Origin of the sequence: Azospirillum baldaniorum (genome assembly GCF_003119195.2) — a bacterium.
GTDB classification, from domain to species: domain Bacteria; phylum Pseudomonadota; class Alphaproteobacteria; order Azospirillales; family Azospirillaceae; genus Azospirillum; species Azospirillum baldaniorum.
In genome coordinates this window covers 289,918-312,941 of the sequence record NZ_CP022255.1, presented here as the reverse complement: position 1 = coordinate 312,941, position 23,024 = coordinate 289,918, and the positions used below count along the sequence as shown (strand labels likewise).

The following is a 23,024-nucleotide window of genomic DNA, read 5'->3' as shown; positions in this document are numbered from 1 at the left end:
AACAATAGAAATTCTGGAGTCCCACTGCCCGCTGCTTCACTTTCCTATTTGGGGCCACTGCCACACCCTGCATCTCCACATGCCCACTGGACTTGCCTTGGAGCCAAGAGTATTTTGGCTTGCCTTATAGAATAATTCTTCCGCTATCCCATGCATTGGATTGTAGGGGGCATCGCTGGAGCGGTTTTTCGTCCCAGGTTAAGCCGTGGCACTCTGGTAGGGCATAAGGATCGCTGAAATGACGACGTGCTTCACATGGCCTGTTGTCGTCATCGACGCGGCACGGCTTCCCGTGATTCCATCAAGCGCCGGTGGCGTGGCATACAGCGACTGCGGCGGCGGAGGGCATAAAGGAGGTGGTCTTGTCCAGCGGCCAGCGGTGGTTTCTCCACGCATAGCCCCTTCGGAGGCGAGACCGGCTTTTCCCGTACCGCTACCACGCCGGACAATGGCATGGCCGGACAATGGCATGGATGAACCTGCTGCAGCGGCAATTTGGCTGGCCGGCGCAACGGAGCGTTTCACACAGCGGAACACCACGGCTCAGACCGCCGCCCGGCAGGTGGAGGGCACGGAACGTTCGACCAAACACAGCGAGATACCGCGGATCCACTTCCAAGCACGCCGACCCAAGCATCTCCGGTCGACAGGAGCGGACCAAGCGACAGGGGCAACAGCGTCGGAAGACAGCTAACGGGTAAGTCAGAAAGCAGAAAAGGTCCGTGGTCGATCGCGGAAATGAGTTTCAGGGAGGCCGCATGACATGAGAACGCTTGCGGAATTCACCAAGACAACGCTGATCGGCGGCGTGCTGATCATTCTGCCGATCTACATCGCCATACTGCTGCTGGCGAAGGCGGTGAAAGGCCTGCTGGAGGTGCTGGCTCCGGTGGCCGGGACGCTTCCGGCTGGCGTCGAGTTCCGTCAAGCCGCCACCATCATTCTGCTCATCGGCGTCTGTTTCGTCGTCGGGCTTGTCGTCCGCACCGGCCCTGGCCTGCGCGCGAAGAACGCGGTCGAGCAGGCGGTGCTGGAGAGGCTGCCAGGCTACACGTTCTTTCGGGGGCTGGCCAAACGGCTGACGGGCCGCAGCGAAGAGCACAAGCTGGAACCGGCGCTCGTCGAGATCGAGGAGGCGCTGGTCCCCGCCCTCATCGTCGAGAAACTGGAGGATGGATCCTACACGGTCCTGGTTCCGTCGGCGCCGACGCCGATGGCGGGCAGCATCTACATCTTGCCGCCCGAACGGGTGCATGCGGTCGATATTCCGTTCACCACGGCGATTGGCGTGTTCACGAAGTGGGGCACCGGCGCCGGTGAGTTCGTGCGGGCGATGAAACGTCCGGCCACAATTTCCGTTGCGGCGTCCGACAGTGCTTTCTCCCGCAGCGCGGCCGCGCCGGCGCCGGTCCTCACCGTACCCAATGCAAATGCACCGGAACCTCAATGACCGGAGGTAACGTCTGTTCCGGGTGGAGAACGTTCGGGTCTCAGGTCGACGGCCGGTAGCGTGCAGGCGATTGCCGAATCGCCGCAGAAGGGCGGCGTTGGCGGTCGTAGAGGTCCTCGATGTGCTCAACGGTGTCGAGCATGGCTTGCTGGCGGGTCTGGTCGGGGTGCTGGTGGAGGCCTTGCCGTATCTTCGTCGGGCAGAACGGTCGGCTGCAAGTTCCGGGCGCGCAATGGCGAAGTCGGCACCATGTTTCGACGTCGGCGGAGCGCCTTTAGCCGCGGATCTTGACGGAAAGGAGCCATGCCTAACCTTGCTGTGGCAGTTCCGGGAAAGGTAACTCGATAATGGACCTGAATCCTCCACGCTCCGATCATGCGCCGGCGCACTCAACCGTGCTCTATGTTGCCCTTCAACTTGCACTGACCGCCCTTCTGGTCTATGCCTGCGGCCGGATCATATTGCCCATTGCTGGAATTCTGCTCTGGTCGGTTATCCTGGCGGTCTTGCTGTATCCGCTGCATCTCCGCCTCGCCGTCCGGCTCGGTAATTTCTGGTCGGCGCTGCTGATCGGGCTGGTCGGCGTTGCGGTGACGTTGGTGCCGCTCATCATGGTGGCGACGTCGGTTGGGTCCACCGTGTATACGCTTTTTTCAAATCTGCAGAACAACAGCCTGACCGTGCCGCCGCCGCCGCCACGGCTCGCCGACGTCCCGTTGGTCGGCCAGAAACTGACCGAGATCTGGACCCTCATCGCCACCAACTTGCCAGTGGCGCTCGCCAACTACGGCCAGATGTTGCGTGGGCCGGCGGCATGGCTGGTGTCGTCCACGGGCGGCTTGGCCGCCAGCGTCTTCTCGTTCATTCTGTCCTTCGCGATCGCCGCCGTGATCGCCGCCTATGGCAAGGGTGCCGCCGCATTCGCTCAGCGCCTGGTGCGAACCGTGATCGGCAGTGAAACGCAGGGAGGCCGGCTGGTTGCGCTGACTGCCGCCACGATACGGGGCGTCGCCCTTGGTGTTGTCGGCGTGGCCATGATCCAGTCGCTGCTCATCGGGGTCGCCTTCTTCGCCATGGGCATTCCAGCAGCCGGCCTTTTGACGCTCGCGACGCTATTCCTGGGAATCGTGCAGGTGCCGGCGACGCTGGTGACACTGCCCGTGGTGGCCTACGTCCTCGCGACCGAAGCAGCGACCCCTGCGATCATCTTCACGGTCTGGACCCTCGCCGCCGGGCTCAGCGACAATGTCCTCAAGCCATTGATGCTCGGCCGGGGACTGGACGTGCCGATGCCGGTCATTCTGATCGGCGTCATCGGCGGCATGCTTGCCGACGGCCTTCTCGGACTGTTCATGGGGCCTGTGCTGCTGGCCGTCGGCCATATCCTGCTCATGGAATGGCTGCGGGGGCAACCGAACGAGGAGGGGGTGCGGATTGACCATCCAACCCCCCGAGAGGTGCGGCGGTGAGGGGGCGCCCTTCGACGCGGCCCGCCGCTCCCCACCGATCGCGCCCCCGCACCTGCGCCTCTTCACATCACAGAACCGCCTGCGGATGACCGCGGCACAATCGGCATGACGAGGCTGACTGCCCCCAGCGCGTACAGCCCGGCGGCCACAATTTGAGCCAGCCGCTTCAGAAGCTCCACATCGGCCGACGGCGACGCCGGCATGAAGGCCAACCCGAACAGCACGGTGAACGCCACGAAGCCAGGAAGCAGCACGTGAGCGAACATCGGGACCCGCTCGATCCACCACGCCACGAGAAGCGAGGCCGCAACGACGGTGGTGGTGAGCACCGGAATGGTCGCGTGCAGGCTCACCACTCGAACCGCCGCCGCGGCCAGCAACCCGCCCAGCAGGTTTCCGGCGGCGAAGCTCGTCGCATAGCGCGCGGCCAGCTCGATCCGCACTTGGCGGAACATGGTCGCCACGGTGAGCAGCACCACCATCGCGGCCAAACCGTCGGCCACCAGCACCAGATGCAACGGCAGAATGATGAGGGTCGCCATCATCGCCCGGGAAGTGACACCAACGGGCGCCCCCTCTTCCGCCGCCGGTGCGCCGGCAGACGGCGCCTGCTGTGGGAAGGCGGCGTGGGCGAGGAACACCAGGGCGATGCCGAACGCCACCGAGAGCGACAGCTGGACAACGAGGACCGCAGCGAGGTCCGTGGAGACGGCCGCCATGGTGGTCACCACGATGCCCATGGTCAGCGTCATCGTGCCCACGGCCGCGGTCTTCTGCCGCGCGGCCAGGGCGAACCCCCACAGGTAGATCAGCCCGACGCCCAAGGCATAGGGGAGCATTTGATTCACTGTGAGCGCCGACACGCCATAGGCGAACAGCGACGCGCCGCTGATGACCAAGAAAAGCCCCAGAACCATTTTCGCCGTGGGCCGCGGTCCGGGCAATGCAAGCAGTTGCAGCGCAATCACCGCGGCGAGCGGCGGCACCAGCGCGCCGCGCAGGATCTCGAACACCAGCCCCAGCGCCACGGCGGAGGCCAACCGCAGGCCATGGTTTCGCCGCTCCAGCGAGGTCGGGTCACGAAACATAGGTGAGAGCCGCGATCAGTCGGATCCGCAGCCAGCCGATTGCGTCCATCAGCGCGTTGTCGCCGGCGTAGACGATCACAACGGCCTTCGATCCGTAGCGCGCGCCGCGTGGAAGGTTCTCTGGGTCGAAGGCGAACTGCACGGGGAAATGCTCGGGGTCCGTCAGCCAGCCGGTATCGGTCGACGGTTTCGGCAACCCCGTCGCCGGATCCACCGAGCCGGAGGCTATGCCCCAGCCGATGCTCGACACCGTTGCTGCGAACACGCGTCCGGGCAGAACGTCGAGCACGACCTCGGCCCGTTGTCCCGGCGCGAGGACGCTCAGGCTGTTCTCCCGGATGGACGCCAGCAGCCACACGTCCGTCACGCTGATGAAGGTCATCGCCGGCTGGCCGGCCGTCACCACCTGGCCGCCTGCCAACTGAAGGTTGGTGACCACCCCGTCGGACGGCGCCGTCACCGTGGTGTTCGACAGATCGTAGCGCGCCTTGTCGAGCGTGGCGATGGCCTCCTGGACTTGGGGATTGTTCTCGCCCTCGGGTCCGAGCTGCTCGCGGGCGCGGGCGACGTCCGCCTCCGCGCGGACGACGCGGGCACGGGCTTCATCCAGCTGGGCTGTCGCCTGATCCTGGCGCGCCGCGGCGTACACGCCGCGTTTGACGAGATCGAACACGCGCGCGGTCTGGGCCCGTACATTGGTTTCCGTCGCGCGCGCCTCGTCGAGGGCGGCCTGCGCCACATCCACGGCGGCGGTCGAGGCGCCGATGCTCTGCCCCACCTGGGCGAGCTTCGCCTGTGCCTGCGCCACGGCAATCACGAACGGCGTCGGATCCAGCCTGAAGAGCGTGTCGCCCCGTTTCACGCGCGAGTTGTCGACCACATCGACGTTCAGGACTTGGCCGGCCACCTCCGGCGCCATGCGGATCACAAACGCCTGGACCCGTGCGTCGCTGCTGAAGGGTGTCGTCTGGTCTGCCACCACGTAGTAGACGAACACAAACGCAGCAAACGCGATCACGGACAGCGTGATGCGTCTCAGCCCCGTGAGGTCGCGAGTTGCCCCCGGCGCGGCAGCCTCGCCGTCATCCGTCGCGACGCGTTGATCGGTGCCAATTGTTTGGCTCATGAAGTCCCGGCCTTTCGCGTGTCGGCTGCTCGAACAGACACTGTCACATCAACGTCGGGCACGACTTATTTGCGCCATTATCCGTCGCCTCGGGTGCTCTGGCGACATCGAAAAATGATACCAACGCTGCCCTTTGGCGCCGGGAAACCTCAGCCAGTTCAGGCGACGCGGCCTTCGTCCAACCAGACGTTGGCAGATGCAGCGGTCTTGAGTCTGGCGACCGCTGTGCAGCCGGGTAAGACGGAGACCCCGCTGGAGCCATGCCCTGATGCCGTTCAAAGCCGCCGTTCAAAGCCAAGGAGAGCCATCGTCACAAGAGTTCGAAGGCACGGTGGCTGGCCTTTCCAGTGCTCCGCCATCACGACCAGCGTGCCGTCACCGGTCCCGCGACAACGCTTCCGTGAGCGTTTCTGGAGAGTCGCTGAATTGACAGATAACTAATTTAGGAGAACTTTCTGTAAAAAATCAACCGCGGATATTAATATGCCTTCGCCCTACTGCTGGTGAGGACGCCACTTACACAGTAATCCTGTGCTATGTTTAGGGGGGCTGGAGCTGAAAAACCAATCTACGAACAAAGGGGGCGATGCCGTGGGGCCTTGGGTTATGGGGATGGGCCTGTTCGCGGTAACCATCCTGGCTCATGTGGCGGGGTTCCGCCTGTTGCTGATGTTGCTCGATCGAAGGTTTCCGGCGGAAGGACACCCACAGCCGGGGCTGGGGCGGATGATGATCGTTGCCAGTCCGGCAATAGCAATCCTGCACCATGCCGAAGCGGCCTTGTGGGCAGCCGTCTATATCGGGTTGGGTATCCTCACGGACTGGGATACAGCCGTTTATTTTTCCATAGTGACCATGACGACGGTCGGCTACGGCGACGTCATCCTGACGGGCGAATGGCGTGTGCTGGCCGCGTTCCAGGCTATGAACGGTATGCTGTTGTCCGGGCTCAGCACCGCCTTCCTGTTCGCCATCCTGCAGCAATATTGGGTGCTGGTTCGAAAGAACGGCTGACCCGGATTGTGGCTCGACAATCAGAGTGACATCGCCATCAATCAAAGATCGAGTCGGAAACGTACGCGCGAGCCAAACACGACCTGCTGCAAAGCCGGGTTCTGGTCTTCGCATGAGGTTGTCATCCGTAGCGTCAATCAACCAATAACCATGTTGTGCCAGAAGCGCGTAAGAGCCTCTGATCTCGCGCCACAGTATGGATCATACGGCCAAACCGTCGTATAAATTCATGCAAAGTGGCACCTCAGAAGAGCCATTGCGCCACGCCGAATTACATCCCAGTGTCACGGGACCAGGAGCAGGCGCGTACCACATTGGTTCTGCTTAACGGCAGAAGAATTCGATCAAAGCTCCTGAGTCGCTTCCCTTTCGCGTCCTAAACGGGCTGCCGTTCCTGCTGAAGATCGCTTTCAGCGTTTTGCATGAAACATGAACGCCGGATTGGAAAAGGAGGTCGCCATGAATCGTTTCCTTACAATTCTCGCCATCGGTGCCGCCCCCATTCTGCTGGCTGGATGCACCACCCAGCTGAGTTCAGAGGACCGGGCCATGCTTCAACAGGCGCAGGCTGACGCCCGCGATGCCAAGGCCGAGGCCGCCAGGGCCACTGCCGCGGCGCAGGCCGCCTCCACCGCAGCCAGGACCGCCAACGACAAGGCCGACCGCATCCTTGCGGCCGCGGCGGAGCGCAAAGCTCGGTGACGAAGGACAGGCAGCTCCGGCTCAGTGCAGAGGCGACGGAGACGATCCGAACAGGATGCGCACCGCAATCCGGAGCGCATCCTGTTTGGCTTTGCGCGCATGATCCCCCACTTCGGTGCTGTGCGGCCTGATGACCTTCAAGATCAACCGCCAACCGCTGGAGCACGATTCCGCGTCAACGCCATGGCCGCAGTTTAGGCACTCGTGATGCGCTGATGCCACCCGACCGCACCGAAAACGCCGGGGATTTGGAAGGATCATTCTTTTTGGAGACCGCGCCATCTGTCGACGGCTATCTTCTTTACCATCAATTGTGATGATCTATGAATGCCATCACAATAAAGATTTATTGATGCAAATACTGTGATATACTTAAGTTCATTTACCTGTTGGGTTCGGCCAAACGGAAGACTTCCTATTTGAGGCCATTGCCACGCGTTGTATCTCCTCTTGTCCACTGGACTGGACCCGATCCTAGAAATACGTTGTAATTATCCTACGAAACGGCACTTCCGTGTGTTGCATGGATTTGACGATAGAGAGGGCGCTTCGCCGGACCATTTCATGCTGGTTCTATCCTACGTCCATACAGCTTGCCTTCACGTCACCCAATGGGGCGGGGCTCATTCGCCTTCTGATCTGAGGCCATTCCACCGCTGTTGACCCCGTCCTGACAGTGCCGGCCGCAAATGGGCGGCAGGCGGCGCCAGCGAAAGGACGCGGCGGGTCAGGGGCTTGACCTTCGGATCTCTGGTCCAAGGGACCGAAAGCGCCTTCCGTCTGCCAAGGCTGTGGCCAAGCTTGGGTCCGGCGCGCGCGTGGCGCATGAGCGCAAGGTGACCTGCGGCAACGGATCGACGCTCGGAGGCTCGCATGGCACGATGGGACATCGTTGATGTCGATGCTGATCCGGCAGAGGTTCGGCGCCGTCGCCGCCGCCGGTTCTTCCGCTTGGGCGTCCCGATCCTCGGGGTCTTGACGATGGCTGCTGCCCTGGTCGGAACAGCGCTTTACTCCTACGCCATGAACCGGCGGGATGCGCTGCTTCTGACCCAGAATCTGATCGAGGCGCTGGACCATCGCCTCGCCAGTCAGGTTTCGACTTATCTGGAGGTCGCCGCCGACGCGGTTGGCATCCTGTCCTCCGTCGACGGCGGTCCCGAGGCTCCGGCCTCGGAAACGCTCGCGCTCGCCGTGATGCGAACCCGCCCGCATCTCACCGCCCTGTATGTCGGGGCGGAGGACGGCCGCTTCATGATGGTCCAACGCTCGGCGACCGGGGCGCTGGATACGAAGCGCATCACGGTCGGGCCGAAAGGACGAACCGTCGCCTGGACGCGCCGCGACGCGGACGGCAGGGTGCTCGCGGTCGAGGAAGACCCCGGCGACCTCTTCGATCCGGCATCACGCCCTTGGTTTCGCGCAGCGCTCGCCGAGAACCGATTCGTCTGGAGCGATATCTACGTCTTCTTCACCCGGCAATCGCCGGGCATCACCGTATCCCGCTCCATTTCTGGTGGCTCCGGTGTGGTCGCCGCCGCCGACCTTGACCTGACGGACATCGGTGGCGTCCTGAGCGGGCTGAAGGTCGGCGCATCCGGCAGGGCGGTGCTGGTCGACGGCAGCGGCCGCCTGGTCGCGGTGCCGGATGTCGGTTCCATGCTGCGGCCGGATGGAGAGACGCTGCGCCCGGCGCGGATCGAGGAACTGGGCGACCCGTTGATCCAGGAAGCGTTCAACCGGATCCGCATCGCGGGCGAGACCCGCGGGGTGATGGAGATCGACGGAGACCGGTATGTGGTGTCGGCCCGCGTGTTGCGCGAGACGCTCGGGCGGAACTGGTGGCTGTTGCTGGTCGCCGCCGAAAGCGACTTCGTCGGCTTCGTGGCCGCCAACAACCGCACGACGTTGCTGCTGTCCGGGGCGGTCGTCCTGCTCGCCGTGCTCATGGCCGGGTTCCTTGCCTGGCAGGCCTATGCCGCCGACCGTGCCGCACACGCCATGCGCCGCCGACAGCGGGAGCTTGAGCGGCAAGGCGCCGCGCTGGCCGAACTGGGCAGGTTGGAAACGATCGCCGATCCCGGCGATGCGACGGCGCTCCGGCGGGCGACGGAAATCGCAGCGGATGCCACGGTGGCGGACGGCGTCAGCCTGTGGCGCATCGACGGGGAAAAATTGATTTGCGCCGATGGGTTCGACCGGGAAAGCGGCGGGCATGTCGCGGCGGCGGTCATTCCGCTCGACCGCAGCCCGCTGCTGAGCAAGAATCTGTTGGCCGGCGAGATCGTGACGGCCACCGACGCCGCGTCGGATCCGCACACGTCGGGCCTCGTCCCGTACCTCGATGCGACGGGCCGGCGCTCCCTCCTGGCGGTGCCGGTCCGGGCCGGAGGGCGCACATTGGGCTGCCTCTGGATCGAAGACGGGGCCGGCGACGCCGGTGCGGGTGAAGGCTTTGCCCGGATCCTGGGCATGCTGCTGTCCCCCCGGCTCGTCGCATCGCGGGACCATACGCTCGCCGCCGCGGAACAGCCCATGACCCTTGCCGTCGAAGCCGGCGGCCTGCCGTTCGCTCCGTCGACGTTGCGGAGCGCGTCGATTGCATCCGAGCGCAACCGCCTGCAACTCCGCGAGATCGTGAGGCGCGGATTGCAGGGCGACCAGGTCCAGGCCATGCGGTTTCCGCAGGTGACCGTGCTGGTTCTGCGGATGGCCGACGACATCGCCCTGGCGACCGGCGACGCGGTGGAGACCGTTGCCATTGGACAGATCGTCGCCGCCTGTCAGAAGGCGGCGGAACGGCACGGCATCCGCTACCTGAAGATCCTGACCGACCAGATCGTCGCGGCGGAAGGCTTCGACGGAAATCCCAGCGCCGCGGCCGCCCGGCTTGCCACGCTGGCGCTGGAGACCGACGCCGAATGCGCCGGGCTGTTCACGCGGCTGGGACGACCGCCGGGCTACGCCATGGGTTTGGACAGCGGGCCGGTGATGGGCTCGGCCATCGGTTTCGGCCAGGTGGCGTTCAATCTGTGGGGTGAGGCGGTGCGCGTCGCCGGCGCCATGGCTGTGGCGGCGCCGGGCGGCGCCATCCAGACGACGGAGGCCACCTATGCACTGCTGCGCGACGGATTCGCCTTCCGCGCGCGCGGCGCCTTCTATCTGGAGCGGCTGGGCGAGATGACGACCTTCTATCTGCGGGGCCGGCTGTGACCGACACACCCGCCCCGGCAACCGGAACGGTCCAGGCCGGCGATGAAACGGGCAGCAGAACGGCCAGAGCCTGGCGGCATGGTTGGGTTGTCGAGACGGCGGCGGTCGGGGCTGCGGTGCTCGTTCATATGGTCCGGCCGGTCACATGGCGCCGGTCGGTGCGGCGCGAGTTCGTCCACTTCATGGGCATCGCCGGTGTGGACATCGTGCCGACGGTCGTGATCGCCGCGATCCTTGCCGGATTGGGGCTGCTGTTCCAGGGGCTCTGGTGGCTGGAGCAGGTCGGTCAGGGGCAACCGGTCCGAAACATCATCCACACCGTCCTGGTGCGCGAGGTGGCGCCGTTGGCGGTCGGACTGCTGTCGATCGGCCACAGCGGGCTGATCATCGTGAATGAACTGAGCCGGATGCGGGCCGATGGGCGACTGCGGGCACTTGATTCCCAGGGCATCGACCCCTTCGTCCTGTTCGTCGTGCCGCGGGTCGCCGCGCTGTCGGTGAGCCTGTTTTGCCTGACGATGCTGTTCGCGGCGATCGCTCCGGCAGCCGGACTGCTGACCGCCTTGCTTCTCGGCGTGACCAACCTGTCGTTCAGCGCGGTCCTGGTCAGCGTTCTCAGCACCATCGGTGCGCAGGGGTACGCCGTGCTGCCGCTGAAGTCCCTGGGCATCGGCTTTGCGATCGGAACCGTTTGCTGCGTCACCGCGATGGCCGAGCCAAGCAACCCGAACCGCAGCGGTGACGACGCACGGCTGGCTGTCGGGTTCTTCCGGTCCTTGTTCCTCATGTTTCTGGTCAGCGGCACCATCAGCATCCTGGTGCGGTGATGGCCGATCCGCCAGTGATCGAGTTCGACGGCGCAGCGCTGGAAAACGGCATCACGGTCGACTTGGCGCTGCACGCGGGTGAACTCGCTCTGATCGATCCTGGCGACGAGTCCCACGAGCGGGCCGTGGTCGATGCCGCCTGCGGCCTGACCATTCCGGTCCGGGGAACCGTGCGCATGCTTGGCCGGGATTGGCGCCGGCTCCCACCCGATCTTGCCAACGCGCTGCGCGGCCGCATCGGGCATGGCTTCCGGCCGGGCGCCTGGATCTCCTACCTGAGCGTGCTCGACAACATCATGCTGGCGCAACTCCATCACACGACCCGGCCCGAGGCCGACATCCGCAACGAAGCCGTCCGCCTGTCGATGGCCTTCGGGCTGCCCGGCGTGCCGACCGGCCTGCCGACGGACTGCGGGCCCGGCGACCTGGCGCGGGCGGATCTGGTGCGGGCCTTCATGGGATCGCCGGCACTGGTCATCCTGGAGAGCCCGCCGGGCGATCTGACCGGTGCCCTGGTCAACAGGATCCGCACGGTGCGCGACCGGGGCACCTCGGTGGTCTGGCTTACCCTCGCCCCGGAGCTGTGGCACGATCAGGCGATTCCAGCCAGTCAACGCTGCCGGCTGCACGGCGGCGTCATCGCAGCGGCGAAGGACCGGCCATGACGACGGACCGGCAGGCGGCCATCCCATTCGGCGTCCAATCCGGCTTCCGGCAGACCAGCCGGCGCGTCGGCCTGCTGGTGCTGGTGGCCGGCGCCCTGTTCGTGGCCGGGGTGCTCCAGGCGGGCCTGCTGGAGCGGCTGCTGAATCCATCGGTGACGCTCCGCGTCGTCCTGCCGGTCGACGGCCTTGCCGGCCTCACCCGCGGATCGGGCGTGCAGGTGCTGGGCACCGACGCCGGCCGGGTGGAGGAGATCGTCATCGATCCCAACGCAAGCTTCTACGCCGTCGTCCGGATCGAGCATGCCATGCAGCCCTTCATCCGCAGCGACTCCCGCGTCCTGATCCGCAAGCAGTTCGGCATCGCCGGGGCCTCCTTTCTGGACATCTCGCGGGGCGCCGGAGCGCCGCTGGACTGGGATTACGCGGTTCTGGAAGCCACGACCGAACGCGCGGCCACCGACGATCTTGGGAAGCTGGTGCAGGATCTGAGCGCCCGGGTGATCCCGCTCCTCGACAAGACCGACCGGGCGGTCACCGCCCTGGCGGCCCTGGCCGAACGTCTGGAGCGGGGCGAGGGAACCGTTGGTCGCCTGCTCGCCAACGACACGGTGGCGCTCGGGCTGGAGGAGGCCGCCCGGATGGCGCCCCAGTCCATCGGCCACGCCGACGCGGCGCTGATCGCGGCCAGGGACCTGCTCCGTGAGCTGATGACGGCGGCCCGGATGGTGCCCCCGTCCATCGACCATGTTGACGCGCTGCTGGTTTCGGCCGACCGTCTGTTGCAGAACCTGCACCGCCTGACACCACAGCTCCGCAGCCTTGTCGGCCGGGCCGATTCCGCCACGGCGGAGGTGCCGATGTTCATCGCTCAGGCGCAGGCGACGATGACCGAGTTGGAAAAGCTGCTGGTGACCCTCCAGAGCCATTGGCTGATCGGCAACGGCGGCGCTCCCCAAGCCCAACGCAGGCCCCTCTCGCCGCTTGAGGTCCGCCCATGAGGCTGCCGCGGACCGGCTCCGCGGCGGTGGCGACTCTAATGGCGATTGTGTTCAACGCGATGCTTCCGGTCGGCTGTGGCGGACGGCCATCGGCGGTGATCGACACCGGTGGAATTGACGACGCCCACACCGTGTCGATCCTGGAGACCGCACGCCATGCCTTCCTCGCGGGCCGCTATGAACAGGCGGCTACCGGGTATGCCCGCGCCCTGGACCGCGCTCATGCACTCGACGATGCCGCCGCCATTGCCTTGGCGGGGCAGGAATTGGCGATTTCGGACCTGCGCAGAGGCAAGGCGGAGAGTGCGGCGGCGGTCGCCGGGCGGACCCGGTCCGACCTCGCACGTCGGGGGCATCCCGGTCTCCCGGCCCTGGCTCTGGTCGAGGCGACCGCCCGCTACCGGCTGGGTCAGTCGCAGCAGGCGTGGCAGCTTGCGCAGGAGGCCATCAAGTCCAGCAAGGATCCCCTCGTCTCCGCGCGCGCCACATATCTGACGGGGCTTCTGGCGGCCGACCGCGGAGACAGGACCGCGCTGCGGACCGCGATCAAGGGATTGCCGGCATCCGAGCAGCCGGAACTGGCGGCCGACCGGCTGGCGCTGACCGGGCGGCTAGCGCTGTTGGACGATGACGCCGGCGCGGCCTTCAACGCTTTTACGGCCGAGGAGCGGTTACGGCGCGCCAGCGGTGACGAAGCGGGGGTTGCCCGCGCGCTGACCTCGGCAGCGCAGGCAGCGGAGAAGGGAGGGCGGCGATCGGAAGCGGCCGACTTTTATTTCCGGGCCGGCCGCAGTGCCGTCCAGGCAGGCTCTGGCGGCGACGAGGCGGCGGCGTTGCTGCGCCACGCTGAACAACTCGCCCGCCAGACCAGCCAGCCCGAGCTTGCCGCGGAGGCTGTCCGGCTTCGGCGCGCGCTTCCACGTCTCGGAAGGGCGGCGGATGGTGAGGAACGGCAGGCCTGGTGATTCCATTGGTCGAACCCAACCCGCATTCGGCGGCTCTTAAAGTAATGCTGAAGCCGGTGAAATTCAGACCGGGTTGTTCGAGACGGAACTGCAGTCACCTCCCCCCGACCAGATTCATGAGACGGCACGATGCCGAACATGCAGCCTCATTGGAAACCCCCAATACGGCGGCCGAAGGCCAAATGGGAAAAAGGAGAACTCCTTCCAAAAGAGTCATGCTTGGATTTGAACTGCATGATCCTGCAATACGGGCTTATGGATGCGGAAACAAGACCCCGTCATGCTGTTTGATGTCTATAATCCTGTTGACTGGAATTGAGTGCCTACCTCATGGCCGCCAATATTTGAACGGGGAGGTCTCTGATGCGCCTTTTGATATATATTGTGTCATCCCTGTTCTTTTTCCCGGCGCAAGCGGCAGAACTCAGGATTACAGTTGAGGGGATTCGCTCGCAGAACGGGACTATTCTGATTGGGCTGTACGATAGTCTTGCCACTTTCAATCGTGCCATTGCGATGTCCGATAGAGAGGGTTTCCTCAATGATCCCAGCCGCTTTGCTGCGGTGGCCCTCAGAGCCAACGCGGCGCTGAAAAGCTCAGTTGTCTTCACCAACCTCAACCCCGGACGATATGCCATCGTTCTGTTTCATGATGAGGACGGTAACGGCAAACTCAATAAAGATGCTTTGGGTGTTCCGACGGAACCCTATGGGTTCAGCAATGATGCTCGAGGTTTTCTCGGCCCACCAGCGTTTGAAAAAGCAATCATGCAAATCGACGACAGCGATAAGGTTGTTCGCATTACTCTTACTCGCCCTGGCGCTGGGCCAATAGACGACAAATCCAAGCGCAGGTAAACCTGCCTTTGAAATCTGCCTTTGAAATAATCCTCCAGCCATCCACATCTTCGTTGTAACCAATGTTTCCTTAAATTCCATGTGGAGACTTTCGATAACCGGACGTCGGGAGGGTGCGACGACCGGCCCGGCCTCACCGCCGGCCTCAAGGCGCTTCAACCGAGCAACACCCCGCCCCTCGCGCGAACCGCGCAACTGAAAACTCTCTAACGCGGAGGTGTTGCCAGATCCTCCTCCACAAAGCGCAGGAGTGCTTCGAGGAGAGCCTCACGCGGATAAGCGTTCTCGGTCACAAACATCGAGGCGATCGAGAGATGCGTGCGATTGATCGGCACCGCAACGGCCCAGTGGTCGGCGTTCAGATAGCCGACGAGAATGCTATTGGGCACAACCTGATCGTAGAAGATCATTTGGCTGTCGTTGCGCGCATCGATCCGCGCCAGCTCGTTGTAGGCCGAGACGAGGATCGACGAGATCCGCTCCGGCTGAGGGAATGTCACGAGCGAGTAGTACCGCAGGTCCGGAAGCGGATTCCGCGCCAGCCACGCCTTGCGCGCCGCGGGCCGCAGGCTCGCTACGGCGCCGCCGTCACCGGGGCCGCATTTCGCGCCCGGGAAGTGCCGCATGAGGTCGGCGTGGTACTGCTCGGCATCGTTCGCGAGCGCCGAACCGCCGATGGCACCAGCCACGCTGACCACCGCGGCGACTCGGCTGTGTATCTCCGGATAGGCGACGACCGCTTCGAGGATGTCAGGAGCGCCCTTCGAATAGCCAATGAGGACAAGGCGCGGCGCACCCGCCTCCGGTGCCATGGCCATGATCGCGTCGCGGATCTGGCGCGCGTTGTTCTCCGTGCCCGACAACGCATCGACTTCGAGCGGCATCGCGTCGTACCCAAACTGGCGCACATGCTGCGTGACAGTGCCGGGCGGGTGCAGCCAAGGCCGGAAGCACTCGAACCCGATGCCGGGGACCACCGCCGCGACGAGGCCCCGCTTCGACGGGCCGAGGTCGACGGGCTTGCCGGTGCCCGCGGGTTCGGTGCCGACATGGGTCAGGGCTTCCTCGCACGGTCGGTGGTCGGGAAGCGACGGCCCGCGCACCTCCAGGACGGCACAATAGATTTCGCGGAACCGTCCCCGTTCATCCTTGATGCCCGCCTGGGAAGCAGGCGCGAGGATGAGCGGCGGCGTCTCGGTTGAGTATTGTATCAGGGGCGGTGTTTCGCATGCGCCCAGTGCGAAGCATGCCGCGATTGCCAGCACTGCAACGCCCCGGTATGGCTTCAGGGGCACGAAGCTTCCACGCATCGCTTCCTCCTCACTCGCGCCGTCATGACGCCAAAGGTGTTTGCTGCGTAGGGCGGCAAGCGTCTGCCGAACGCTTTGACGGCTTGTCTTCCGATTCTGGCGGCTTCTTCGGAGCCTGTGTTACAGTAGTCCCGATCGACGACCACGCGTGCATCCATCGTGTTCGGTCGCGCAAGCATTTTGCGCGACTGCCCGCAGGGGAGGTTGGTCGGGTGACATCGGGCGCACTCTCAGGTCCGGCAGCAGCCTCGCACTCGGTCGCGGCGTGCGTCGGGCCGATGCGGCTCACTGGCTTTCAAGCAAGCCGTCGGCTTGTCGCCTGTTCAGTTTTGAGCTTGTGCTTGGTGCTCATCTTATCAATTCAGGGCTGCGTTGGGTTGCCGCCCGCAGCCTACAAGCCTTACCGGGAGCGGGCTCAGACTCAGGTTCAAGGCGATCTCCGGGTGACGGTCGCCGTTCCGACCATGGACGAGGCAAAGACGATCTATGGGGTCGATCTGGCCGAAAAGCAGATGCAGCCGGTCTGGATCGAGGTGCGGAACGATGCCGCCGCTCCTTATTGGTTTTTGCCTGCCGGGCTCGACCCGCAGTATTTTTCCATATCCGAGGCGGCCTTTGCCTTTGACGCCGCAGGATCAGGCGGTTCCGGTCGAACGCTGGACGAGCGGTTCACCAGGCTCCAGTTCAGGAACCCGATCATGCCGGGGACGATTGTCTCCGGCTTCGTGCTCACGAACCTGGATGAAGCCCACAAGGCCGTCGACATTGATCTCGTTTCGCGGCAGGACACCAAGAGCTTCACCTTCTTCACCAGCGATCCGACCTTCCGAGCGGATTTCAAGCGGGTCGATTTCGCCGCGCTCCATGCCAGCGACGCGCTGATCGAAACCGAAAACGACGAGGAGTTGCGCCGCGCACTGGCGCAGTTTCCCTGCTGCACGACAAACAAAGATGGTACTGAAAACGGCGATCCGCTCAATCTGGTTCTGGTCGGGCGGGACAGCGACATTTTCCCGGCGATGATCCGCCGCAACTGGAATGCGACCGAGATCATCGGGCTGGGTTCGGTGTGGCGCACCGTGGGTTCGTTCTTCCAGGGCTCGCGGTACCGCTACTCGCCCATCAGTTCGCTTTACGCCCTCGGGAGGCCGCAGGACATCGGTGTCCAGAAGGTCCGTGGCAGCATTCACGAGCGCAATCACATGCGCTTCTGGCTGAGCCCGATCCGTTTTCGGGGCATGCCGGTGTGGATCGGGCAGATCAGCCGCGACATCGGGGTCAAGTTCACGCTCAAGTCGCCGACCATCTCGACCCACGTCATCGACCCCGACGTGGACGAAGCGCGGCGCTACCTGATGGAGGACCTTGCATACTCGCAAGCGCTGCAGCGGATCGGCTTCATCAAAGGCGTGGGTGAGAGCGATCCGAATGCACCACGCACGAATCTGGTCGGAGATCCGTATCACACGGACGGGCTGCGTGCGGTCCTCTTCTTCGGACCGAGGCCGTCCTCGCTGGCCGATCTTGAGCTTCTGGACTGGGATCTGCCGAAACCTCCCCTGACGTCACTGCGAGATCCTGCGGTTGCGGGGCCGCCATCCTGCGACTGTGCGGCGTTGCGCGCACGCGCCTCGACCAAGGCGGCCGACGGCATTCGTGTATCAGGAGCGCTGCTGAGCGCCGAGGAAAGCCGCGCGATTTTCGGGATCGACCTGGCGCAGCGCGACGTGCAAGCCGTCTGGGTGGAGGTCGTGAACCACGCCGACCGGCGGCTCGTGTTTCTTCCGTCTTCAGTGGATCCAGAGTATTTCGCGCCGCTCGAAGTCGCTTTCGCTTATCACCGCATGTTCAGCGACGCCGCCAATGCCGGGCTCGACCAACGCCTGCAAGCGCTGAATTTCAACAGCCGCGCACCGATCCTTCCCGGGACGACCGTTTCGGGCTTCGTGTTCACCTCCCACCCCCAACCCGCCAGGGTGGTGGACATCGACCTGATCAGCCGGCGATGGAGCAGGAGCTTCTCGATCATCGTGCATGAGCCGGGCGGTGAGAAACGGCGCGAGCGGCTTGAGCGTGCCGCCGGGCCCTCTCCGGTGGCGGAGCGAATCCGGATCGGTGATGAAGATCGACTGCGGGCCGTCTTGGAGGCATTGCCCTGTTGCACGGTCGGCGGGACCGGCCCCGCCTCGGGGCTGCCGCTCAACCTGGTCGTGATCGGCGATCTTGATGCCTGGATCCCGGCCTTCGTTCGCCGTGGCTACCACGAGGCCATGATCGCCCCGCAACACGCGTTTGGGAGAACCCAGGATATTGCCGGCGAAAAGCAAGGAGTTTGGGTGCCCGCGCAGCCTCAGGCTGTTCGCCTCTGGCGCACGTCGATCCAGTACGGCGACAAGCCGGTCTGGGTCGCTCAGGTCAGCGCGCCACTGGGCGGGCGGTTCTTGAACTCCGACGCCGCCACGAATCCGCCGGCCATCGCACCGCAACTGGACGACGCGCGCGATGCTCTCATTCAGGATCTGCTCTACTCGCAGGCCGTGACGAAGCTTGGGTTCGTGAAGGGGGCAGGACTCGTTGAGCCGGGACTGACGCGAGGGACGTCCGATGCTCCACGCTACCAGACCGATGGCTTGCGCGCCGTCTTGGTCGTCGATCGCCGACCGGTCGCGCTCTCTCAGATCCTGTTTTTCAACTGGGAGCGCCGTTGATCGTGACCCTGCCGGGAATCCGCCAACGAACCACCCCATGCACCGCCGGGATCGGCCCATCCTCGACGACCTGGCACAGGGCCACCCGGTGATGGTCGGCCAAGCATGGCGGCGGGCCCGGCGCCTTGCCGGTCAACAGGCCCGCCGGTCCCGCGTCGTTGAAACGCAGCACCCAGTCGCGCACCGTCTGCAAGCCGACCCCGCCGATCTGTGCCGCGGCCAAGCGCGGTTCTCTGTCGTAGATCGTCGCCAGGGCGAGCAGCCGACGGACTTGGCCGGGATCGTGAGAGGAACGGGCAAGCCGACGCAGAGCGGCGGCACCGTAATCACTGCGCAGCGGAACCGGAGCGGCCATCGTGGACCTCGTCGCCATGGTCTCTCCGGTGATACCGGTCATGCCCATGGCCTTAACCAGATCATCGACGCTGCGGGTCAAGATGCCCAGCACGTACGCTTCTTGGATCACCGCGATCAGCGCCTTCTCCGCGGTGCGCCGCGGCTCCAGAAAGGTCGGGAAGTAGGAGCCGCGCCGCAGTTTGGGGGTGCGCAGGTCAATGGCGCCGGACAGGCTCTCCACCTCCAGTTCCGTCAGGCGCTGGGCGGCGAAGCCGACCATTTCGCGCAGGAAGTCGGCTCGGCGCTCTTCCCAATAAGTTCCTGAAGAGCGATCCTGTCCTCGGTCATCGTGGTCTCCGTTTCAGTTGATGGTCGCGAAGCAACCTCAACTTACCGAAGACACACGGTGGTCGCCCGCTCCCGAACGGCCGGCTCGCCCGCGCCAGCCATCGGGAGCGCTCCGGCGGGCCGGCCTCACGCGTCAGACACCACATAGCGGGACACGATCAACTTTCCGTCTTCTTGGGCCGCGGGGATACATGTAGGGGCTCAGCACATGTTGCACCAATTCGGCTGGATGCGTTGGTTGCCAGGGCTGCTGACGCTCCGTCACTATCAGCCAAGCTGGCTCGTTCATGACGTGGTCGCCGGACTCGTCCTGACAACGATGCTGGTGCCCGTCGGCATTGCGTATGCCGTTGCGTCGGGCGTGCCGGGCATCTACGGGCTCTATGCGACAATCGTGCCCCTGGTGGCTTATGCACTGTTCGGACCCAGCCGCATCCTAGTCCTGGGGCCGGACTCATCGCTCGCCGCCATCATCCTTGGCATCGTCCTTCCACTGTCGGTCGGAGATCCGCAACGCGCCATTGCCCTGGCCAGCATGATGGCCGTCGTTTCGGGACTTCTGTGCATCCTAGCAGGGCTGGCCAAGCTGGGCTTCATAACCGAACTGCTGTCCAAGCCGATACGCTATGGCTACATGAACGGGATCGCGTTGACTGTGCTGATCAGTCAATTGCCCAAGCTGTTCGGCTTCTCCATCGAGAGCGACGGACCGCTGCGTAACTTGGCGGCCATTGCCGAAGCGATCCTGGACAGGAAGGCCAACTGGACTGCCTTTGCGATCGGCGGTGGCACGCTGGCGGTGATCCTGCTGCTTAAGAACTACAAACGCGTGCCCGGCATCCTGCTGGCCGTGGTCGGCGCCACCGTGGTCGCGGGTGTCCTAGACCTGGGCACGCGGGCTGGCATCTCGGTCCTCGGTCCGCTACCCCAGGGGCTGCCGGCGTTCACGATTCCCTGGTTCGGCTTCGATGATATCGTGGTCGTCATGATCGGCGGTGCTGCCGTCGCCCTGGTGTCGTTCGCCGACACCAGCGTCCTGTCCCGCACTTATGCTGCGCGCACGCGCACGCCGGTCGATCCCAACCAGGAGATGATCGGGCTCGGCGCTGCCAATCTGGCGGCTGGGTTCTTTCAGGGCTTTCCGATCAGCAGCAGTTCGTCGCGCACGCCAGTGGCGGAAGCGGCAGGCGCCCGCACCCAGCTGACCGGTGTTGTTGGCGCGCTCACCGTCGCTCTGCTGCTGCTGGCGGCGCCGAATCTGCTCCAGCACTTACCGTCCGCTGCCCTCGCGGCAGTCGTCATTGCCTCGGCCATTGGCCTGATCGAGGTCAATGATTTGATCCGGATCTACCGCATCCAGCGCTGGGAGTTTTGGCTGTCCATCGCGTGTTTCGTGGGCGTCGCCGTGTTCGGCGCCATCCCAGGCATCGGACTGGCGATCGTGATAGCCGTCATCGAGTTCCTGTGGGATGGCTGGCGTCCGTACTCCGCAGTGCTCGGGCGTGCCGAGGGAATCAATGGCTATCATGATATCACGCGCTATCCGGATGCCCGCCGGATCCCGGGGCTCGTTCTCTTCCGCTGGGATGCGCCGCTGTTCTTTGCCAATGCCGAACTGTTCAAGGAGCGTGCTCTGGGCGCGGTGAAGAATGCGCCGACGCCAACGCGCTGGCTCGCCGTCTCCGCGGAACCGGTCACCAGCGTGGACGTGACTGCAGCCGACACGCTCGAAGACCTGCACAAGATTCTGAAGGAAATGGGTGTCGGGCTGAAGTTCGCGGAACTCAAGGATCCTGTGAAGGACAAGATGAAGAAATTTGGACTCTTTTCGCAGATCGGCGAGGAAGCCTTTTTTCCTACACTCGACGACGCGGTCGCCAACTACCTCAAGCGGCACTCCGTGGAGTGGGTGGATTGGGAAGGTCGTAGCATAGAAAAGATAGGGGAGTAACTGATGAACTGGCGTTGTCACGGGAACGGTGGCGGCTCGCCGGTCGTGACATTATCCTCCTCGGATGTCGCCGCTCTCGTTTGCCCGCCATCAGTTCCCGCCTACGATCATCCAGCATGCAATCCGGCTCTAACTCCGGTTCACGCTGAGCTACCGAGATGTCGAGGAACTGCTGGCCGTACGGGGCATTGAGGTGTCTTACGAGACGGTCCGGCGTTGGGTGGTGAAGTTCGGGCCGGCCATCGCCGGCAATCTGCGGCGCCTCCGGCCCGAGCCCAGCCCGCGCTGGCATCTGGACGAGATGGTGATCAGGTTCAACGGAAAGCTGATGTACTTGTGGCGGGCTGTCGATGACGAAGGCGAGGTGTTGGAGGTGCTCGTCCAGCGCCGGCGCGATAAGGCCGCAGCCCGCAAGCTGATGCGTAAACTGCTGAAGAAGCATGGTTTCTCCCCCACCCAGGTCACAACCGACAAGCTCCGGTCCTACGGGGCCGCCTTCCGCCAACTCGGTCTGGCCACGTCCGTGCGCACCGGGACCGCAGCGCCGTCCGCCCTCTTGCGCCGCCTCGCGGCCTACCCGCGGCAGAACCAGCTCGCCAAAGCGTTGCGCGAGATCGGCCGCATCGAACGCACACTGGCAACCTTGGACTGGCTGAAGGACCCGGACCTCCGCCGTCGCTCCCATGCTGGCCTGAACAAGGGGGAGGCGGAGCATTCGCTCAAGCGGGCCGTCTTCTTCCATCGTCTGGGCGAACTGCGTGACCGGACGTTCGAGAACCAGAGCCATCGGGCCTCGGGGCTCAACCTGGTGGTCGCCGCCATCGTGCTCTGGAACACCGTTTATCTGGGTCGCGCCGTGGACGCGCTGCGCGCAGCCGGCGAAGACATTCCCGCCGACCTGTTAGCACATGTGGCGCCACTCGGCTGGGAGCACATCGCGCTCACCGGAGACTATGTCTGGGCCGACGACGACGTGGATTCCTCGGTAGCGTTCCGACCGCTCCGGCGAATTCCCGCTTCGTTCCAGAGGGTCGCCGCTTAGCGTACGATTTTGAACAGATTCTGCGATGACCCCAGTGGTGCGATGAAAATCAGCTCCAGCGCATAACCAACTTGGGTCAGTGTCACGACAAGGCCGATGGCAGCCGGCGAAATCCCAAAATCCCTCGCGATCGCGTCGAGCAATGGCTGAGCGTAATAGACGTTTGCCACACTGAGGCCGGCGGCAACGGCAAAGATCAGCGTCGCAACTCTTGATAACCCGTCCTCCGGCCGGCGCCGTGCCCTTGGTCCGCTTGCGTTCTGCATCGTGATCCCGTTCATGAAACCAATCTGGTTTCATATCGAGACCACTTGCGCATCTGGAATTCCAGTTCTATTTTAGGACCAGATTTGCGCGGTGGAGACCGGGGTCATGGTCAAGCGGGTCAGTCTTTGGGATGCGGGTTGCCCGGTGGCGCGCGCGCTCGATGTCATCGGCGATTGGTGGTCGCTGCTGATCATTCGCGACGCCTTCGACGGAGTGCGACGATTCAACGAGTTTCAGACCGGCCTTGGCATTGCCAAGGGAATGTTGGCAACCCGGCTGCGCGATCTGACCGAGCGCGGCATTCTGGAGACCGCGCCGGCTTCGGACGGCAGCGCCTACAAGGAATATGTCCTGACCGAAAAGGGGCGCGGCCTTTTTCTCGTTATCGTCGCGCTGCGCCAGTGGGGTGAAGACCATCTCTATGGCCCTGATGAACCGCGGTCCTCGTTGATCGCCGCTGAAACGGGTGCCCCGGTCGCCCGGCTGGAGCTGCATGCAGGAGACGGGCGGGTTCTGACATGGGACGATACAGAGGTGATAAAGATCAACCCAATATGATCGATTGACGATCTTGGGGGATCCAGCGGACGTCGCCGCAAAATGGCTGATGAGCCCTGGATTCCCGCTTTCGCGGGAATGACGACACCGGGAGAGTCCGCGGCGCGGCAGCGTTTCCAAACGGGCTTT

17 protein-coding genes and 3 pseudogenes are annotated in these 23,024 nt (G+C 64.3%); 14 read left to right on the top strand and 6 right to left on the bottom strand.

Features of this window, described 5'->3' with window-relative positions; all coding sequences use genetic code 11:
* The first annotated feature begins 763 nt into the window (after positions 1-763).
* Together Sp245p_RS23700 and Sp245p_RS23695 are read left to right on the top strand one after the other, a co-directional pair.
* Positions 764-1,450 carry a DUF502 domain-containing protein gene (locus Sp245p_RS23700; RefSeq protein ID WP_014199081.1) on the top strand — a complete coding sequence of 229 codons (687 nt, stop codon included), beginning with the start codon at positions 764-766 and terminating at the stop codon, positions 1,448-1,450.
* Positions 1,451-1,797: 347 nt separating this feature from the next.
* Positions 1,798-2,919, top strand: coding sequence for an AI-2E family transporter (locus Sp245p_RS23695; protein WP_014199084.1), 1,122 nt, complete (start codon positions 1,798-1,800; stop codon positions 2,917-2,919).
* A 62-nt stretch (positions 2,920-2,981) separates the two neighbouring features.
* Here the strand turns inward: Sp245p_RS23695 and Sp245p_RS23690 are convergent, their stop codons facing one another.
* Together Sp245p_RS23690 and Sp245p_RS23685 are read right to left on the bottom strand one after the other, a co-directional pair.
* Entirely contained in the window at positions 2,982-4,007 is a 1,026-nt protein-coding gene (locus tag Sp245p_RS23690) for a DUF2955 domain-containing protein (RefSeq protein ID WP_109138949.1), read from the bottom strand.
* A complete protein-coding gene (locus Sp245p_RS23685; RefSeq protein WP_014199086.1) occupies positions 3,997-5,133 on the bottom strand; it encodes an HlyD family secretion protein in 1,137 nt (378 codons plus the stop codon). The genes Sp245p_RS23690 and Sp245p_RS23685 overlap by 11 nt, the downstream gene beginning before the upstream one ends.
* Before the next feature lie 612 nt (positions 5,134-5,745).
* Here Sp245p_RS23685 and Sp245p_RS23680 point away from each other — a divergent pair.
* The 8 genes from Sp245p_RS23680 (at position 5,746) to Sp245p_RS23645 (ending at position 14,375) form a co-directional block, all read left to right on the top strand.
* Entirely contained in the window at positions 5,746-6,147 is a 402-nt protein-coding gene (locus tag Sp245p_RS23680; RefSeq protein WP_158310448.1) for a potassium channel family protein, read from the top strand.
* Positions 6,148-6,606: 459 nt separating this feature from the next.
* Positions 6,607-6,849: a hypothetical protein gene (locus Sp245p_RS23675; RefSeq protein WP_041813798.1), complete on the top strand. Its 243-nt coding sequence runs from the start codon at positions 6,607-6,609 to the stop codon at positions 6,847-6,849.
* 873 nt (positions 6,850-7,722) lie between these two features.
* The gene (locus Sp245p_RS23670; protein ID WP_014199090.1) at positions 7,723-10,062 is read left to right on the top strand and encodes a cache domain-containing protein; all 2,340 of its coding nucleotides are present in this window, start codon (positions 7,723-7,725) and stop codon (positions 10,060-10,062) included.
* Positions 10,059-10,889: an ABC transporter permease gene (locus Sp245p_RS23665; RefSeq protein ID WP_014199091.1), complete on the top strand. Its 831-nt coding sequence runs from the start codon at positions 10,059-10,061 to the stop codon at positions 10,887-10,889. Before Sp245p_RS23670 ends, Sp245p_RS23665 begins: the two co-directional genes overlap by 4 nt.
* Positions 10,889-11,554, top strand: coding sequence for a P-loop NTPase family protein (locus Sp245p_RS23660; RefSeq protein WP_014199092.1), 666 nt, complete (start codon positions 10,889-10,891; stop codon positions 11,552-11,554). The genes Sp245p_RS23665 and Sp245p_RS23660 overlap by 1 nt, the downstream gene beginning before the upstream one ends.
* On the top strand, positions 11,551-12,552 hold the full coding sequence (locus Sp245p_RS23655) for an MlaD family protein (protein WP_014199093.1): 1,002 nt from the start codon (positions 11,551-11,553) through the stop codon (positions 12,550-12,552). The genes Sp245p_RS23660 and Sp245p_RS23655 overlap by 4 nt, the downstream gene beginning before the upstream one ends.
* A gap of 38 nt (positions 12,553-12,590) precedes the next feature.
* Positions 12,591-13,517, top strand: a complete 927-nt coding sequence (locus Sp245p_RS23650) for a hypothetical protein (RefSeq protein ID WP_129557214.1) — start codon at positions 12,591-12,593, stop codon at positions 13,515-13,517.
* A 363-nt stretch (positions 13,518-13,880) separates the two neighbouring features.
* Complete coding sequence (locus Sp245p_RS23645; RefSeq protein WP_014199095.1) at positions 13,881-14,375, top strand: DUF2141 domain-containing protein; 495 nt, start codon at positions 13,881-13,883, stop codon at positions 14,373-14,375.
* Positions 14,376-14,581: 206 nt separating this feature from the next.
* On the opposite strand, the gene Sp245p_RS35895 is transcribed toward Sp245p_RS23645, so the two are convergent.
* The gene (locus tag Sp245p_RS35895) at positions 14,582-15,685 is read right to left on the bottom strand and encodes a lipase family protein (protein WP_014199096.1); all 1,104 of its coding nucleotides are present in this window, start codon (positions 15,683-15,685) and stop codon (positions 14,582-14,584) included.
* A 443-nt stretch (positions 15,686-16,128) separates the two neighbouring features.
* On the opposite strand from Sp245p_RS35895, the gene Sp245p_RS23635 reads away from it, so the two are divergent.
* On the top strand, positions 16,129-18,393 hold the full coding sequence (locus Sp245p_RS23635; RefSeq protein WP_014199098.1) for an LssY C-terminal domain-containing protein: 2,265 nt from the start codon (positions 16,129-16,131) through the stop codon (positions 18,391-18,393).
* Here Sp245p_RS23635 and Sp245p_RS35890 read toward each other — a convergent pair.
* Both Sp245p_RS35890 and Sp245p_RS23630 read right to left on the bottom strand, forming a co-directional pair.
* Positions 18,392-18,748 (bottom strand): annotated as a pseudogene (locus Sp245p_RS35890) (helix-turn-helix domain-containing protein); the annotation flags it as partial. The gene Sp245p_RS23635 and the pseudogene Sp245p_RS35890 sit on opposite strands and share 2 nt — an antisense overlap.
* A gap of 27 nt (positions 18,749-18,775) precedes the next feature.
* Positions 18,776-19,077: pseudogene (locus tag Sp245p_RS23630) on the bottom strand (transposase); the annotation flags it as partial.
* A 208-nt stretch (positions 19,078-19,285) separates the two neighbouring features.
* Between Sp245p_RS23630 and Sp245p_RS23625 the strand changes: the two are divergent.
* Positions 19,286-21,028: a SulP family inorganic anion transporter gene (locus Sp245p_RS23625; protein WP_014199100.1), complete on the top strand. Its 1,743-nt coding sequence runs from the start codon at positions 19,286-19,288 to the stop codon at positions 21,026-21,028.
* 145 nt (positions 21,029-21,173) lie between these two features.
* Positions 21,174-22,070: an IS6 family transposase gene (locus Sp245p_RS35885; protein WP_275042747.1), complete on the top strand. Its 897-nt coding sequence runs from the start codon at positions 21,174-21,176 to the stop codon at positions 22,068-22,070.
* A gap of 2 nt (positions 22,071-22,072) precedes the next feature.
* Here the strand turns inward: Sp245p_RS35885 and Sp245p_RS23615 are convergent.
* A pseudogene (locus Sp245p_RS23615) lies at positions 22,073-22,336 on the bottom strand (hypothetical protein); the annotation flags it as partial.
* A gap of 106 nt (positions 22,337-22,442) precedes the next feature.
* Between Sp245p_RS23615 and Sp245p_RS23610 the strand changes: the two are divergent.
* On the top strand, positions 22,443-22,895 hold the full coding sequence (locus Sp245p_RS23610) for a winged helix-turn-helix transcriptional regulator (protein ID WP_014199103.1): 453 nt from the start codon (positions 22,443-22,445) through the stop codon (positions 22,893-22,895).
* Positions 22,896-23,024 lie beyond the last annotated feature (129 nt).